A 14,504-nucleotide genomic window follows, 5' to 3' on the forward strand; every position below is an offset into this window, starting at 1 on the left:
TGGTGGCTGGGCGGGAGTTGCCGCGACGTGACCGGTGAGCTCTTCCCCGTACCCCGGGAGCGGGTCGAACTCGCTCCCGGGGCCTGGCACGTGCCGGACTGGCTTTCGCTCGACGAGCAGCGGGAGTTGGTGGTCGCGGCCCGCGCGTGGGCCGCGCCGCCGGCCGGCATGCGCCATACGGTGATGCCCTCGGGCGGGGTGATGAGCGTGCGCACCGTGTGTCTCGGGCTGCACTGGGAGCCGTACCGCTACAGCGAGTTCCTGCCCGACGGTACGCCGGTCAAGCCGTTCCCGGCGCTGCTCGGGGCGCTGGCGCGGCGGGCGGTGGTCGAAGTGTACGGGTCCGTTCCGGCCGACCCGTACGACATCGGCCTGGTCAACCACTACGACGCCAAGGCGAGCATGGGCCTGCACCGCGACGCGGACGAGGCGTCGCCGGCGCCGGTGGTGTCGCTGAGCATCGGCGACAGGTGTGTGTTCCGCTTCGGCAACACCGAGACCCGGACCCGCCCGTGGACGGACGTGGAACTGCACGGCGGCGACCTGATCGTCTTCGGCGGCCCGTCCCGACTCGCCTACCACGGGGTCCCGAGGATCCGCCCGGGCACGGGCGACCCGGCGACGGGCCTGGCGGGCGGCCGGCTCAACATCACCATCCGGGCCTCGGGCCGGCCTCCCACCGGGTCGTAGGGCCGGGGCGGGTTTGATCGCGGTTCGTGGTGGGCGAGCACCTGCCCGAGCAGGCGGTCGGGGTCTGCCGGTCCTCGGGCGACAGCGGGGCGAGGAGGCCGTCCCGGGGCCGGTCGGGCAGTTTGTCCATGCGGCGTAGTCGGCGCAGGCCGTGGTTGGTGAGGGTGACCGGGTTGCGCCGGCCGTGGTCGGGGTCGGGGGAGCGGTCGAAGAAGCCTTCCTCGGTCAGGGTGTTGACCGCCGCCCCGTGCTGCGTGGGCCGCACGGCGAACAGCGCGGCTCGATGCACTGACCCTCCTGAAGGAGCCGCGTCGAGGGAGTGCACACCCAACACGTCCACGGCGACCGCGCCAAGGGCACCGCGAACCAACTCGTGTACTTCCACCACGGCGGCGAACCGCCACACCGGGCCGGCGGCCTGCACGTAGCCGGCGCGGCCGTGCGGACCCGGGAGGGCCTGCGCTTCGGCGAAGTGCGGATCACCCTCGCCTGGACACACGACGCGTGACCGATGAGTTTCCCCGCGCCGCACGGTCTCCATGGGAGACGACGCGACACGACACGACATGAGGCGACGAGGAGCGTGCGGAGCGTGGAAACCATGAAGCAGGCGGAATCCGTGAGCGACACCCTGACCATTGCCCTGCCCGCCGCGAAGGTGTTCGCGGTGCTGGCCGACCCGACGACCCATGCCTCCATCGACGGCACCGGCTGGGTCCAGGAGTGCGTCGACCGGGCGCCGCTGACCGAGGTGGGGCAGGTCTTCCGGATGGCCATGTATCACGCCAAGCACCCGGACGGCGACTACCGGATGGCCAACCAGGTCCGCGTCCTCGACGCGCCACACACCATCGGCTGGGCACCCGGGATGGAACAGGCCGACGGCGAGCTGGAGTTCGGCGGCTGGACGTGGCGATACGACCTCGAGCCGCTCGACACGTCCCACACCGAGGTCACCCTCACCTACGACTGGTCGGCAACGTCGGGTCCGATCAGGGAGCGTTTCCGATTCCCACCCTTCGGCCCCGAACACCTCCCCAACTCCCTGCACCACTTGGCCGAGATCGCCGCCGCGAGGTGACGAGGCCGTCCGGTGGTCAGACGGGACGGGTCATGGGATCGGCCCGGTACATCTCGGCGGCGGGGGCGGTGGTGGTCTTGTCGGCGAGGGCGCCGTAGTTGTATGCGACCATCCACCGGGTGCCGTCGTGCCAGACGCGAGTGATGGTGCCGAGGTGGTGCAGGCCGTGATCGAGCTTGCGCCAGAGGTGTTCGCCGACGGCCCACGGGGGTGTGCCGATCATGATCTCTCCTTGTGTATGGAACGGGACGATCGGGGTGGGGACTTCGACACGCGCGCGGTGGGCGATCAGGCGGACGTAGCCCGGGGAAAACCCGGTGGCGCGGGCAATGACCTCGGCCGGTATGCCACCCCGGTGCGCATCGGCGACGGCGGCCCGCAGGGCGACCCCGGCGGCGCGGCAGCGCAGATGGTGGGCGCGCCGCCGGTGCGGTGAGACTGTCGCGGGGTCGGGCCGGTGGCCCTCAAGTCGATGGCGCTCGACGGCAATTGCCCCGAGACGTTCAAGAAGCGGCGGGTTCACGGACCTGCTTTCGGTGGTGGTTCGGCGGCCCCGGCCCAGCCCGGCTCGACTCGGCCTTGCCCGACCGGGCGTGCGGGGGTCTTCAGGGACCCGACCGGACAATGGATCAAGTCCCCGGTCCCGCAGCCGCGCGTCTGTGGCCGCAGGACCGGGGGCGCCGCCCGCAGGAAGCGGTCGGGGCGGGCGGCATCGGCAGGGCTCAGCCGCCCGAGTCCAAACCGCGCCCGCCCAACGGCGCCGGAAACGTGCGCATCAAATACACCCGCGACTCATGCACCAGAGCCGTCAACTCCGCCCGCGTCACATCGAGGACGGGACCACCGGGCATGGCAATCCGGATCGGACGAACCTCGTCGCCGGACGAGGACACGGAAATCATGTGGACCTCCAACAAGGGTGTGAACGCCGGGCCCCGCAACCGCACCGGGAGCCACGGGGACGGAACGTTGCCCACTGGGCATGGCTGGAAACGAGCGATGCCGGCTGGTAGTTCGCCATCGACTCGCGGCGGTTGCGCATAAATACCGCGATCGAGGGGCGATTTCTTGTCATGCCCATAAGTCTGCGACCCAACGTCTACCGTTACCAGGAGTAGCGCCTGCACACAGCGTGTACTTCTCGGGGTTCGCAAAATACAGAACCGCCCGCGCCTGTACACCCCGTATACAGGCCGGTCTCGCTCTCTATGGGCGGCAATCGAAAGGCGCACGCAGTGGACGGCAGCAACTCGAACCCCCTTGCGGAGATGTTCGGCGCTCAGCTCAAACATCTTCGCGAACAGGCGGGCTTGAGCAAGGAGGCGTTGGGCGACAAGATCGGCAACAGCCCACACACCATCACCGCTTGGGAGCGCGGGGCCCGCATTCCACAGGTGGACACGGTCTCGACTCTCAGCAAGCTCCTTGGCGGGCAGGGCATCCTGCTCGTAGGTGCCAAGCACCTCAAAGACCCCACTTTCCCAGGCTTCTTCGCTGTTTTTGCCGAGGAGGAGGAGACGGCTCACTCGCTCTACAGCTACGAGAACGTGGCCGTTCCGGGTCTTCTCCAGACGCCCGATTACGCGCAGCGCATGATCAGCGCCTACCGACCGGCTCTGGACGACGAGGACATCGAACGGTGGGTGACGGGCAGGCTGGAGCGCCAACGGCTGTTGGCCCGCAAGCCTGCGGCCGATCTGGGCTTCATTCTGGAGGAGTGGGTCCTCCGGAGGCCGTTCGGAGGACGAGAGGTCCAACGCGAACAGATTCGGCGCGTCCACGAGGTGGCTGCGATGCGTAACGTGTCGATTCAGCTCATGCCGATGGAGTGCGAGGAACACGCCGGAATGGACGGCCCGATGACGATTTTGGAGACCAGGGACGGGCGCAGGCTCGGCTACGTCGAGGGCCAGGGCGGCAGTTACTGGATCTCGGATCCGGACGGGGTACGGGCCGTGATTCAGCGGTATGGAATCCTGCGTTCGCAGGCGCTCAACGTTCGGGAATCGCTCAAGCGGATCGAGCAGATTGCAGGGGAGCTATGACCGTACCCACCGCAGCTCACACAGCGTTGTGGCGCAAGTCCAGCTACAGCGGGAGTCAGGGCGGGAACTGCGTCGAGGTCGCCGAACTGACCGACATGGTCGGCATCCGTGACAGCAAGGTCGGTGAATCGCCGATCATTCGAGCCGGGGCCGAAGCATGGACAGCGCTCCTCGACGCCACTCGCTGAACGCGCGATCCGAGCCCGCCTCCGAAACAACGGAAGGCGGGCTCGGATCGGGGCGACGAACGGCCGCACCGCAACAGCGCCTTCAGGCGCACGCATGGCCACATCCTCGACGTGGACATCCACACCGGCGGCGCCAAGCGGCCCCACCTGGCCCTCACCGCACCCTGCTGTGCACTCCCGGTGCGGCAGCCGTCTTCGCGACCGCTACCACCGGCCACGGCGCATCGCGATAGTGACCGAGGCCCTGTTCAGGCCCCAACTCGCCCGCCCCATCGACCGCTTCGACGCTGCCACCTCTGTCGGCCGCCCGTGCCGCAACGGTGGCCGTCCTGTTGATCCGGGTCGACACCGCCCGGAGTGGCCTCTTGGCTCTGCACGAGGTACTGCCGGCACCACCATTCCCGCAACCGCGCGCCCTGTCCGCAGCCCACCAAAGTGTCACCGCCACGCGAGCGCCGCCCCCGCAGAACTCCCCGGCGCCATCACGTCGGAGTCGCCGACCGACGCGACGGGTTGCCGGGCCATCCCGCCCCAGCACGGCCTGCCCGGCGCGAATGGGCACACGTCCCAGACCACCGCCCCGGCAGCCGCCTTCACCACACAGCGCCACGCCGCCGGTACCGACGCCCATAGCCACACTTGCGGAGTGAGCCTGCGGCGGAGCGGGCGGCGAAGGCCGCGCTGGAGGCCGAGTGCAGCCAACCGCGTTCGCGGCTGCCGGCGCTGGGCGGTGGCCCGGGACGTGGACACAACGCGTTCTTGCGCGCCAGTGGAGGTGGTGGACGCCGCTCGCCGCCGTCCTGCTGACCCTGACCGGCGCGGTGCTGGTGGTGTGGATCCGGGTGTTGGCCAAGGCCGGTCGTGTGGACCGGATCGCGGCGGAGAGCAGCCGCCGGGCCGGGGCGGTCGCAACGCTCGCGGACGATGTCCGGGCGATGCGTGCCCAGGGGCAGGCGACGGGCGGGACACCGGGCGTGCCGGACCTGCCGGCCCGTGCGGGCGAGCGAGGCCCGGCGGGACCGCCCCGTCGGGACGGGGGGTCGATCGTCGGTCCGGCCGGGCCTGGAGGTCGGCCCGGTGCGTTGGGCGAGACGGTTGCCGGCCCGGCGGGTGTCGGCGGCGCGGCCGGCATCCCGGGTCCTGCGGGTCCGTTCGGCCCGGCGGGCGAGCCTGGCCCGGCTGGTCCTGCCGGTGCGGACGGCCGCGGCGGTGGGCGCGGCCGGTGGTCGAATGGTCAGCCGGTCCAGGTGAGGCTGATGACGCTGACCATCACCCGCGCGTCCCGGACCACGTAGGCGGCGAAGCCGTAGCTGCCGAACGGCGCCTCCAGCGTGTCCTTCAGCCCACCGGCCATACGCCGCCCGCCACCCCAAGGGTCCCGCTGCAACCGAGACTCCAGGGTGTCGAGAGCACTGAGGGCCGCGCGCGGCAGGGCCCGCCGGACCAGCTCGGCCTTCGGGTGGTACTCGATGGTGCAGCTCACCACTCGGCCTGCCGGCGCTGACTCTGCCCGATCTGCTGACGGAACTCGCCCGGCGGTGTGCGTGCTGCCGGAGCCGGGGCGGAGCGAGGCGGCGGGGTTGCTCGCGTCGGTGTATCGGGCGGCGGACGCGGTGGCGTACGAGCACGGCCGCTCTGACTGTCCGGCCGTCTGGTCGAGTTGGTGCGGTGGGCCTCCCCCTCAGCCGGGCGACGAGGTGCGGACAGCGGCGGCGGCTTTCCGGGCTCGACGCGTCCGGAGTGGTCGGGGTGGGCCGCTCCCTGCGCGGGCCGCGCTCGGGTGCGCACCACCGGAAACATCGTGCCGTCCGTCGCATCGTGACCGGACGTCCTCGTGTCACCCCGTCGCCGCCGCCAACGCCGCCAACGCCATCCGACTCAGCATCGGGGCCAGGATGCGTTGGGGGGTGCGCAGTGTGTGGGGGGTGGAGTTGATCAGGCCGAAGGCGGCGTGGACCGCGGCGCGGGCCTCTCGGTCGTCCAAGCGGTTCGGGTGGGCCTTCATCGCCACCTCGACCCAGATCTCCACGTAGGCGCGCTGGACGCGGCGGATCCGGTGCCGCTCGGCCGTGGGGACCTGGTTGAGCGCGTGGTCGTGCAGCGTGATCAGGTCCGGGTGGCGCAGCGCGAACTCGACCTGGCCCTCGATCAGCGCCGCCAGCGCCTGCGCCGGATCCTCGATCGACGCCCGCAGCTCGCCCCGGGCCAGCAACTGCTCGCTGATGTCGACCAGCAACTCGGTGAGCATTGCCTCCTTGCCCCGGAAGTGTTTGTACAGCGCGGGGCCGCTGATGCCCACCGCCGCGCCGATGTCGTCCATGCCCACGCTGTGATAACCGCGCTCGGCGAACAGCCGGGCGGCCACCTGCAGGATCTGGTCTCGACGGCTCACGGTCATGTGTCCATGCTAGACACTCGGATTAACCGTGGTTAACCTCGGGGGCAGGTGAACGAAGGTTAACTCGAGGCGGTGTCATGGAAAACGTGCTCGGCACAGCCGCCGACCCGGGGTCGCAGACCTACCGGGCCAACGCGGAAGCCCACGAACGCGCGGTCGGCGAACTGCGCGCCCGGTTGGCGACCACCGCGTTGGGCGGCGGCGAACGGGCCCGGGAACGGCACACCGCGCGGGGCAAGCTGCTCCCGCGCGACCGGGTGGAGACCCTGTTGGACCCCGGCACGCCGTTCCTGGAGATCGCGCCGCTGGCCGCCGACGGGATGTACGGCGGCGACGCACCGGCCGCGGGGATCATCGCGGGCGTGGGCCGGGTCGCCGGCCGCGAGTGCGTGATCGCGGCCAACGACGCGACGGTCAAGGGCGGCACCTACTACCCGATGACGGTCAAGAAGCACCTGCGGGCCCAGGAGATCGCGCTGGAGAACCGACTCCCGTGCCTGTACCTGGTCGACTCCGGCGGCGCGTTCCTGCCCATGCAGGACGAGGTCTTCCCGGACCGGGAGCACTTCGGGCGGATCTTCTACAACCAGGCGCAGATGAGCGCCCGGGGCATCCCGCAGATCTCCGCCGTGCTCGGCTCGTGCACCGCCGGCGGCGCGTACGTGCCGGCCATGAGCGACGAGACGGTGATCGTGCGTGACCAGGGCACCATCTTCCTCGGCGGCCCGCCGCTGGTGAAGGCCGCCACCGGCGAGGTGGTCAGCGCGGAGGAGCTGGGCGGCGGCGACGTACACGCCCGCATCTCCGGTGTCGTCGACCACCTCGCGGCCGACGACAAGGACGCGCTGCGGATCGTCCGCGACATCGTCGGCACCCTCGGTGCCCGGCCGCAACTGCCCTGGGACGTACGGGAAGTGGAGCCGCCGGCCGTCGACCCGGCCGGGCTGTACGGGGTCGTGCCGCCCGACGCGCGCACCCCCTACGACGTGCGCGAGGTGATCGCCCGCATCGTCGACGGCTCGCGCTTCCACGAGTTCAAGGGCGAATACGGCACCACCCTGGTCACCGGCTTCGCCCGGATCCACGGCCACCCGGTCGGCATCGTCGCCAACAACGGCATCCTGTTCGCCGAATCCGCGGTCAAGGGCGCGCACTTCATCGAACTGTGCGACCAGCGCGGCATCCCGCTGCTGTTCCTCCAGAACATCACCGGCTTCATGGTCGGCAAGGACTACGAGCACGGCGGCATCGCCAAGCACGGCGCCAAGATGGTCACCGCGGTGGCCACCACCCGCGTGCCCAAGCTGACCGTCGTCATCGGCGGCTCGCACGGCGCGGGCAACTACTCGATGTGCGGCCGCGCCTACAGTCCGCGCTTCTTGTGGATGTGGCCCACCGCCAAGATCTCGGTGATGGGCGGCGAACAGGCCGCCACCGTGCTCGCCACCGTCAAGCGCGACCAGATCGAGGCGCGCGGCGAGAGCTGGGACGGCGAGGAGGAGTTCAAGCAGCCGATCCGCGAGCAGTACGAGCGGCAGGGCAACGCCTATTACGCGACCGCGCGCCTGTGGGACGACGGGATCATCGACCCCCTCGACACCCGCACCGTGTTGGGCCTGGCCCTGACGGCGTGCGCCAACGCGCCGCTGGCCGAGCCGCGCTTCGGTCTGTTCCGGATGTAGAGGGGTCACGACGTGTTCGACGCAGTACTGGTCGCCAACCGAGGCGAGATCGCGGTCCGGGTCATCCGCACGCTGCGCCGTCTGGGCGTGCGCGCGGTCACCGTGTACGGGCCGGGCGACGCCGCCGCGCGGCACGTGCGCGAGGCCGACGCGGCGGTCGAGGTGCCGAGTTACCTGGACGTGGACGCGGTGGTCGCGGCCGCCGTGCGCGCCGGGGCCGGGGCGGTTCACCCCGGCTACGGATTCCTGTCCGAGAACGCCGCGTTCGCCGCCGCCGTGGCGCGCGCCGGGCTGGTCTTCGTCGGCCCGCCGGCGGGCGTGATCGAGCTGATGGGCGACAAGATCCGGGCCAAGGAGACGGTCGCCGCGTACGGCGTCCCGGTGGTTCCCGGCGGGGGCGCGGCGGGTATGACCGACGCCGAACTCGTGGACATCGCCCGGGAGATCGGCTTCCCGGTGCTGATCAAGCCGTCGGCGGGCGGCGGCGGCAAGGGCATGCGCCTGGTGCACGACGGCGCGCTGCTCGCCGACGAGATCGCCGCGGCCCGGCGCCAGGCCAAGGGCGCCTTCGGCGACGACACGCTGCTGATCGAGCGCTGGATCGACCGCCCCCGGCACATCGAGATCCAGGTGCTCGCGGACACCCACGGCACGGTCGTACACCTGGGCGAACGCGAGTGCAGCCTGCAGCGCCGGCACCAGAAGATCATCGAGGAGGCGCCGTCGGCGCTGCTCGACGCGGACACCCGCGCCGCGATGGGCGCCGCCGCCGTGCGCGCCGCCCGGGCCTGCGGGTACGTCGGCGCTGGCACGATCGAGTTCATCGTGCCGTCGGAGGATCCCGGCTCGTTCTACTTCATGGAGATGAACACCCGCCTCCAGGTCGAGCACCCGGTGACCGAACTGGTCACCCGCGTCGACCTGGTGGAGAGCCAACTGCGGATCGCCGCGGGCGCCGCGATCGGCAAGTCGGACGTGTCGATGCACGGGCACGCGGTCGAGGCGCGGATCTACGCCGAGGACCCCGATCGGGGCTTCCTGCCCACGGGTGGGCGGGTGTTGACGGTGTGTGAGCCGGAACTCGAAGGCGTCCGGGTCGACTCCGGGCTGCGCGAGGGCGGCGAGGTCGGCAGTTCGTACGACCCGATGCTGGCCAAGGTGATCGCCTACGGCGACGACCGGGCGACGGCGATCAGCCGACTGCGGGCGGCACTTGCCCAGACCCGGGTCCTTGGGGTGACCACCAACCTCGGCTTCCTGTACCGCCTGCTGGGCGACCCGGCGGTGCTCGCGGGCGACCTGGACACCGGTCTCGTCGAGGCCAGGACGGACGCGCTGACCGGGCATCCGGCGCCGCCGGAGGTGGCGGTCGCGGCGGCGCTCGCGGCGCGGGCCGAGCGGGTGCCGGCCGACGGTTGGGCGGATCCGTTCGCGGCGCAGACCGGCTGGCGGGTGGGCGGACCGGCCTGGGATACGCACGTGTTGCGGATCGGGCCGGGCGAGCCGATCGAGGTGCGGGTGCGCGACGGTGAGGTCTCGGTCGACGGCGGCCCGGCCGTGTCGGCCTCGGTGTCGGCGGTGCCGGGCGGGCTCTCCGTCGGGTACGACGGGCTGACCCGGCGCTTCGACTACGTCGCCGAGTCGTCGGGCGTGCGCTGGCTCGCCTACGGCCCGGACACCTGGCGGGTGAGCGAGGTGGACACGGTACGGGCCGAGGCGGCGGGCGGCGCGGCGCACACCGGCGCGCTGACCTCGCCGATGCCGGGCACGGTGACGGTGGTCAAGGCCGCCGTCGGGGACCGGGTCGCTCGCGGACAGACCGTGGTCGTGGTGGAGGCGATGAAGATGGAACACGCGTTGACCGCGCCGTTCGCCGGCGTGGTCGCCGAACTGGGCGCGGTGGTCGGCGCGTCGGTGGCGATGGACCAGACGCTGGCGGTGGTGGAGCCGGACCCCGACGGGGACGACACGGAAGCGGCGGCGGGGGCCGAAGGAGAGGCGACGGAACGATGACGCGTCGACTGCCGGATGTGCGCCGCGAACCCGGGCTGCCGGAGCGGGTGTTCATCCACGAGGTGGGTGCCCGGGACGGACTTCAGAACGAGTCCGGCGTGGTGCCCACCGAGGCCAAGATCGAGTTCGTCCGCCGGCTGGCCCGCGCGGGTCTGGGCACGATCGAGGTGACCAGCTTCGTACCGCCCAAGTGGGTGCCCCAACTCGCCGACGCCGCCGAGGTGTTCGCGGCGGTCCGGGCCGACGCCGAGATCACCGCCGGCGATCGCCGTCTGCCGGTCCTGGTGCCCAACGAGCGCGGCTTCGACCGCGCCGTCGAGTTGGGCGCCGACCGCATCGCGGTGTTCGGCAGCGCCACGGAGACCTTCGCCCGGCGCAACCTCAACCGCACGGTGGCCGAGTCGTTGGCCATGTTCGCCCCCGTGGTCGAGCGGGCCGGCGCCGCCGGGATCGACACACGCGGCTACCTGTCCATGTGCTGGGGCGACCCGTGGGAGGGGCCCGTCCCGCTCGACCAGGTGGTGCGCGTCGGCAAGGCCCTGGTGGACATGGGCTGTTCGCAGCTCAGCCTGGGCGACACGATCGGCGTGGCCACCCCCGGACACGTCACAGCGCTGCTGACCGCGTTCGCTGAGGCGGGCGTACCCGCGTCGCGCATCGCGGTGCACTTCCACGACAGTTACGGCCAGGCGCTGGCCAACACCCTCGCCGCGCTGCGCTTCGGGGTGACCACCGTGGACGCCTCGGCGGGCGGCCTGGGCGGTTGCCCGTACGCGGAGAGCGCGACCGGCAACCTCGCCACCGAGGACCTGGTGTGGATGCTGCACGGCCTCGGCATCGAGACCGGCGTGGACCTCGGCGCGCTGGTGGCCACCAGCGCCTGGATGGCCGACCTGCTCGGCCGCCCCAGCCCCTCGCGCGCGGTCCAGGCGCTGATCGGCAAGCGGGTGGACGCGCACGGCCTGGTGCTCGTCGACCCGACCACCACGACCGCCGCCGGCACCACCGCCGACGCGTAGCCGCGACCGCCCGGCCGCCGACCGAACTACTTCCGACGCACCGAAGCCGCCACGAGCGGCCCGGTCCGTCCCCCGCCACCGAACCCGGGAGCCCGGATCATGCTGGACCACCGCCTCGACGAGGAATACGAGCAATTGCGGCGCACGGTCGCCGAGTTCGCCAAGGATGTGATCGCGCCCGCGATCGGCGACCTGTACGAGAAGCACGAGTTCCCGTACACGATCATCCGGGAGATGGGCCGGATGGGGTTGTTCGGCCTGCCGTTCCCGGAGGAGTACGGCGGCATGGGCGGCGACTACCTCGCGCTCGGCCTGGTCTTGGAGGAGTTGGCCCGGGTCGACTCCTCCGTGGCGATCACCCTGGAGGCGGCGGTCTCGCTGGGCGCGATGCCGATCTACCGCTTCGGTACCGAGGAGCAGAAGCAGACCTGGCTGCCCAAGCTGACCAGCGGCGAGATGCTGGGCGCCTTCGGCCTGACCGAGCCCGGCGGCGGCTCCGACGCGGGCGCCACGCGCACCACCGCCCGTCTGGACGAGGCGACGGGGGAGTGGGTGATCAACGGCGGCAAGTGCTTCATCACCAACTCCGGCACCGACATCACCGGCTTCGTCACGGTCACCGCGGTCACCGGCACCAAGGGCGACGGCGGCAAGGAGATCAGCACGATCATCGTGCCGGCGGGCACGAAGGGCTTCACCGTCGCACCGCCCTACTCCAAGGTCGGCTGGAACTGCTCGGACACCCGCGAGTTGTCGTTCACCGACGTGCGCGTCCCGGCGGAGAACCTGCTCGGCGAACGCGGGCGCGGCTATGCCCAGTTCCTGTCCATCCTGGACGAGGGCCGGGTGGCCATCGCGGCGCTGGCCACGGGGTTGGCCCAGGGCTGCGTGGACGAGTCGGTGCGCTACGCCGGTGAGCGCGAGGCGTTCGGCCGGCCGATCGGGGCCAACCAGGCGATCGCGTTCAAGCTCGCCGACATGGAACTGCGGGCGCACAACTCGCGGTTGGGCTGGCGGCACGCGGCATCGCTGCTCGTGCACGGCGAGGGCTTCAAGAAGGAGGCCGCGCTGGCCAAGCTGTACAGCTCGGAGAGCGCGGTGGACAACGCCCGTGACGCCACCCAGATCCACGGCGGCTACGGCTTCATGAACGAGTATCCGGTGGCCCGCTTCTGGCGCGACGCCAAGATCCTGGAAATCGGCGAGGGCACCAGCGAGGTGCAACGCATGCTGATCGCGCGGGAGTTGGGCCTGCCGCGCTGAACCGACGACGGCTCTTTCGGTACCGACCCTTTTGGACGACACCCGTCCGGGAGGGTCGGTTTCGGTTTTCCGGGCGAATGAACGCGTTCACCGTGCGACAGCGCGGGTGATGCCCACGACGCGGGAGGGCGCCCCGCCCGGGTGAGGCTCAGCGGTCGACGGTCGGCCGGCCTCGGCGTGCTCCGGCCAGGACCGAATCGAGCAGGCCGGGGAAGAGGTCGTCCAGGTCGTCGCGGCGCACCCGGACGAGGCGGGTCCGGCCCTCGATGGTCGTCCAGGTGACCCCGGCTTCGCGCAGCACCCGGTAGTGGTGGGACAACGTCGTCTGGTGGACGTCGAGTTCCTCGCCGGCCGCGGAGCAGTTGTCCGGGCCGGTGCGGTCGAGCCGTTGCACCAGTTCCAGGCGCACCGGGTCGCCGAGCGCCCGCAACACGTCCACGAGCCGGATGGCCTCCCGGGTCGGCTGTGACACCTCGCGCATTGTCGGCCTCCTGCCTGCTGCCTCGTGCTGCTGATGCTCATCGCGTCGGGGCGAGTCTATCCGACACATTGATACATGGACAAGCATCCATGCATTGCCTACGCTGCCGACTCGTCAGCCCTTGCGATCGCTCCTGCGGATCGCTCTTGCGGTCCGCTCTTGCGAGCCGCTTTTGCGATCCGTTTTGCGATCCGCCGCACCGGAAGGCAGCGCCGCCCATGTTCAAACGTCTCGCGCCGTTGGCGCTGGCGACCTTCGCCGTCGGCACCGACAGCTACGTGATCGCCGGTCTGCTCCCGTCCATAGCCGACGACCTGGATGTCTCGACGCCCGCCGCCGGGCAGCTGGTCACGGTTTTCGCCCTGGTCCTCGCCGTATCGGCACCCGTCATGGCGGCGGTGGCCGGGGCGCTGGACCGCCGTACGGCCCTGCTCGTGGCACTCGGCGTGTTCGTCGTCGGCAACGCCCTCACCGCGGTCGGCACCGGGTACGAGGTGGTCATGGCCGCCCGCGTCCTCACCGCGATCGGCGCCGGCACGATCACCTCGACCGCGTCCAGCACGGCCGCCGCCATCGTCGAGCCCGAACGCCGGGGTCGGGCACTGGCGTTCGTCCTCGGCGGCCTGACCCTGGCCACCGCCATCGGCCTGCCGCTGGGCACGCTGATCGGCCGCACCGACTGGCGCATCACCCTGTGGGCCGTCGCCGCCCTCGGCCTGCTCGCCGCGGCCGGCGTGGCACTCGGCCTGCCCAAGGTGGTCCTGCCGGCGGCATCCCTGGCCGACCGCCTACGCCCGCTGCGGCAGCGTCGTGTCCTGAGCCTGCTGGCGATCACGGCGATGACGTTCCTGGCCTCCTACACGCTCTACACGTACATCGCACCCGCACTCGACGACGCCACCGACGGCTCCGACGGACGACTGACCCTGATCCTGACCGCCTGGGGCACCGGCACCCTGGCCGGCAACCTCACCGCCGGCCGCCTGGTAGACCGCCGCGACCCCACCCGAGTCCTCACGGTCGCACTCGCGCTGGCCACGGTCGCGCTGGCCCTCACGCCCGTCGCGGTACACACCCTGCCCGGGTCAATGGTGTGGGCCGTGATCTGGGGCGGCGCGGTCGGCATCATCGTCGTCCCCCAACAACACCGTCTGATCGCCCTCCACCCCACCGCCGCACCCATACTCCTCGGCCTCAACTCCTGCGCCATCTACACCGGAATCGCCCTCGGCGGCGCCCTCGGCGGCCTGGCCCAACAATGGCCGTCCCTGTCCCCACCCCAACTCGGCTACCCGGCAGCAGCCCTCACCGCCCTCACTTTGCTCCACCACCTGACCACCACCCACCGAACCCGCACCCAAGCCTCCACAACACCGCCCCAGGACAGGCACCCATCCACCATCTGACGCCCCCACCAAGCCAGTTCCCCAGAGCACGCAACCGAGATCGCCATCAGGAGTCCGCACGGTCGAGTCGGTCGACCTTCGGCGAGGGCGTTCCGGCGAGGGACCTCGGCCCCGCCATCCGCCCCGCCGCCGTCCGATCGGAGCCGGGGCGGATGCGGGTTACTCAGCGCTGCGAGTCAAGGAACCCGGTCCCGCAACCTGGAGACCGACTCTCGCGGCAACGCCGACCGACCACTGG

17 protein-coding genes are annotated in these 14,504 nt (G+C 71.3%); 11 read left to right on the top strand and 6 right to left on the bottom strand.

Annotated features, from left to right (window positions below; all coding sequences use genetic code 11):
- Positions 1-27 precede the first annotated feature (27 nt).
- Positions 28-690: an alpha-ketoglutarate-dependent dioxygenase AlkB family protein gene (locus ACMXN5_RS26180; protein ID WP_439677267.1), complete on the top strand. Its 663-nt coding sequence runs from the start codon at positions 28-30 to the stop codon at positions 688-690.
- On the opposite strand, the gene ACMXN5_RS26185 is transcribed toward ACMXN5_RS26180, so the two are convergent.
- Positions 650-979: a hypothetical protein gene (locus ACMXN5_RS26185; RefSeq protein WP_439677268.1), complete on the bottom strand. Its 330-nt coding sequence runs from the start codon at positions 977-979 to the stop codon at positions 650-652. The two genes, ACMXN5_RS26180 and ACMXN5_RS26185, sit on opposite strands and share 41 nt — an antisense overlap.
- Before the next feature lie 30 nt (positions 980-1,009).
- Between ACMXN5_RS26185 and ACMXN5_RS26190 the strand changes: the two genes are divergently transcribed.
- Together ACMXN5_RS26190 and ACMXN5_RS26195 are read left to right on the top strand one after the other, a co-directional pair.
- Positions 1,010-1,198 (top strand): nuclear transport factor 2 family protein, encoded by a 189-nt coding sequence (locus ACMXN5_RS26190; protein WP_439677269.1) that lies wholly within the window; start codon positions 1,010-1,012, stop codon positions 1,196-1,198.
- Between the two features lie 93 nt (positions 1,199-1,291).
- Complete coding sequence (locus ACMXN5_RS26195; RefSeq protein WP_439678084.1) at positions 1,292-1,771, top strand: polyketide cyclase; 480 nt, start codon at positions 1,292-1,294, stop codon at positions 1,769-1,771.
- A 16-nt stretch (positions 1,772-1,787) separates the two neighbouring features.
- Here the strand turns inward: ACMXN5_RS26195 and ACMXN5_RS26200 are convergent, their stop codons facing one another.
- Complete coding sequence (locus ACMXN5_RS26200; protein WP_439677270.1) at positions 1,788-1,994, bottom strand: hypothetical protein; 207 nt, start codon at positions 1,992-1,994, stop codon at positions 1,788-1,790.
- Between the two features lie 9 nt (positions 1,995-2,003).
- On the opposite strand from ACMXN5_RS26200, the gene ACMXN5_RS26205 reads away from it, so the two are divergent.
- On the top strand, positions 2,004-2,207 hold the full coding sequence (locus ACMXN5_RS26205; protein ID WP_439677271.1) for a hypothetical protein: 204 nt from the start codon (positions 2,004-2,006) through the stop codon (positions 2,205-2,207).
- Positions 2,208-2,493: 286 nt separating this feature from the next.
- Here ACMXN5_RS26205 and ACMXN5_RS26210 read toward each other — a convergent pair whose 3' ends face one another.
- Positions 2,494-2,673 (bottom strand): hypothetical protein, encoded by a 180-nt coding sequence (locus ACMXN5_RS26210; RefSeq protein WP_439677272.1) that lies wholly within the window; start codon positions 2,671-2,673, stop codon positions 2,494-2,496.
- Positions 2,674-3,006: 333 nt separating this feature from the next.
- Here ACMXN5_RS26210 and ACMXN5_RS26215 point away from each other — a divergent pair, with 333 nt between their 5' ends.
- The gene (locus ACMXN5_RS26215) at positions 3,007-3,816 is read left to right on the top strand and encodes a helix-turn-helix domain-containing protein (protein WP_439677273.1); all 810 of its coding nucleotides are present in this window, start codon (positions 3,007-3,009) and stop codon (positions 3,814-3,816) included.
- Positions 3,813-4,004, top strand: coding sequence for a DUF397 domain-containing protein (locus ACMXN5_RS26220; protein WP_439677274.1), 192 nt, complete (start codon positions 3,813-3,815; stop codon positions 4,002-4,004). The genes ACMXN5_RS26215 and ACMXN5_RS26220 overlap by 4 nt, the downstream gene beginning before the upstream one ends.
- Before the next feature lie 1,234 nt (positions 4,005-5,238).
- Here the strand turns inward: ACMXN5_RS26220 and ACMXN5_RS26225 are convergent.
- Positions 5,239-5,487, bottom strand: a complete 249-nt coding sequence (locus ACMXN5_RS26225) for a hypothetical protein (protein ID WP_439677275.1) — start codon at positions 5,485-5,487, stop codon at positions 5,239-5,241.
- Positions 5,488-5,841: 354 nt separating this feature from the next.
- Positions 5,842-6,402, bottom strand: coding sequence for a TetR/AcrR family transcriptional regulator (locus ACMXN5_RS26230; protein ID WP_439677276.1), 561 nt, complete (start codon positions 6,400-6,402; stop codon positions 5,842-5,844).
- A 77-nt stretch (positions 6,403-6,479) separates the two neighbouring features.
- Here ACMXN5_RS26230 and ACMXN5_RS26235 point away from each other — a divergent pair, with 77 nt between their 5' ends.
- From ACMXN5_RS26235 to ACMXN5_RS26250, 4 genes are all read left to right on the top strand, one after another.
- Positions 6,480-8,084 (top strand): carboxyl transferase domain-containing protein, encoded by a 1,605-nt coding sequence (locus ACMXN5_RS26235; protein WP_439677277.1) that lies wholly within the window; start codon positions 6,480-6,482, stop codon positions 8,082-8,084.
- Between the two features lie 12 nt (positions 8,085-8,096).
- The gene (locus ACMXN5_RS26240) at positions 8,097-10,097 is read left to right on the top strand and encodes an acetyl/propionyl/methylcrotonyl-CoA carboxylase subunit alpha (RefSeq protein WP_439677278.1); all 2,001 of its coding nucleotides are present in this window, start codon (positions 8,097-8,099) and stop codon (positions 10,095-10,097) included.
- Positions 10,094-11,116 carry a hydroxymethylglutaryl-CoA lyase gene (locus ACMXN5_RS26245; RefSeq protein WP_439677279.1) on the top strand — a complete coding sequence of 341 codons (1,023 nt, stop codon included), beginning with the start codon at positions 10,094-10,096 and terminating at the stop codon, positions 11,114-11,116. The genes ACMXN5_RS26240 and ACMXN5_RS26245 overlap by 4 nt, the downstream gene beginning before the upstream one ends.
- Positions 11,117-11,215: 99 nt before the next feature.
- Positions 11,216-12,379 (top strand): acyl-CoA dehydrogenase family protein, encoded by a 1,164-nt coding sequence (locus ACMXN5_RS26250; protein ID WP_379996934.1) that lies wholly within the window; start codon positions 11,216-11,218, stop codon positions 12,377-12,379.
- A 148-nt stretch (positions 12,380-12,527) separates the two neighbouring features.
- On the opposite strand, the gene ACMXN5_RS26255 is transcribed toward ACMXN5_RS26250, so the two are convergent.
- Entirely contained in the window at positions 12,528-12,860 is a 333-nt protein-coding gene (locus ACMXN5_RS26255) for an ArsR/SmtB family transcription factor (RefSeq protein ID WP_439677280.1), read from the bottom strand.
- Between the two features lie 218 nt (positions 12,861-13,078).
- On the opposite strand from ACMXN5_RS26255, the gene ACMXN5_RS26260 reads away from it, so the two are divergent.
- Complete coding sequence (locus ACMXN5_RS26260) at positions 13,079-14,266, top strand: MFS transporter (protein WP_439677281.1); 1,188 nt, start codon at positions 13,079-13,081, stop codon at positions 14,264-14,266.
- Positions 14,267-14,504 lie beyond the last annotated feature (238 nt).

This window comes from Embleya australiensis (assembly GCF_051903075.1).
In the GTDB taxonomy this organism is placed as follows: Bacteria; Actinomycetota; Actinomycetes; order Streptomycetales; family Streptomycetaceae; genus Embleya.

Excerpts from the sequence above, each read along its gene's own strand:
- ACMXN5_RS26195 (WP_439678084.1), top strand. The coding sequence starts at position 1,292 with ATGAAGCAGGCGGAATCCGTGAGCGACACCCTGACCATTGCCCTGCCC.
- ACMXN5_RS26200 (WP_439677270.1), bottom strand. The coding sequence starts at position 1,994 with ATGATCGGCACACCCCCGTGGGCCGTCGGCGAACACCTCTGGCGCAAG.
- ACMXN5_RS26210 (WP_439677272.1), bottom strand. The coding sequence starts at position 2,673 with ATGATTTCCGTGTCCTCGTCCGGCGACGAGGTTCGTCCGATCCGGATT.
- ACMXN5_RS26220 (WP_439677274.1), top strand. The coding sequence starts at position 3,813 with ATGACCGTACCCACCGCAGCTCACACAGCGTTGTGGCGCAAGTCCAGC.
- ACMXN5_RS26230 (WP_439677276.1), bottom strand. The coding sequence starts at position 6,402 with ATGACCGTGAGCCGTCGAGACCAGATCCTGCAGGTGGCCGCCCGGCTG.
- ACMXN5_RS26235 (WP_439677277.1), top strand. The coding sequence starts at position 6,480 with ATGGAAAACGTGCTCGGCACAGCCGCCGACCCGGGGTCGCAGACCTAC.
- ACMXN5_RS26245 (WP_439677279.1), top strand. The coding sequence starts at position 10,094 with ATGACGCGTCGACTGCCGGATGTGCGCCGCGAACCCGGGCTGCCGGAG.
- ACMXN5_RS26250 (WP_379996934.1), top strand. The coding sequence starts at position 11,216 with ATGCTGGACCACCGCCTCGACGAGGAATACGAGCAATTGCGGCGCACG.
- ACMXN5_RS26255 (WP_439677280.1), bottom strand. The coding sequence starts at position 12,860 with ATGCGCGAGGTGTCACAGCCGACCCGGGAGGCCATCCGGCTCGTGGAC.
- ACMXN5_RS26260 (WP_439677281.1), top strand. The coding sequence starts at position 13,079 with ATGTTCAAACGTCTCGCGCCGTTGGCGCTGGCGACCTTCGCCGTCGGC.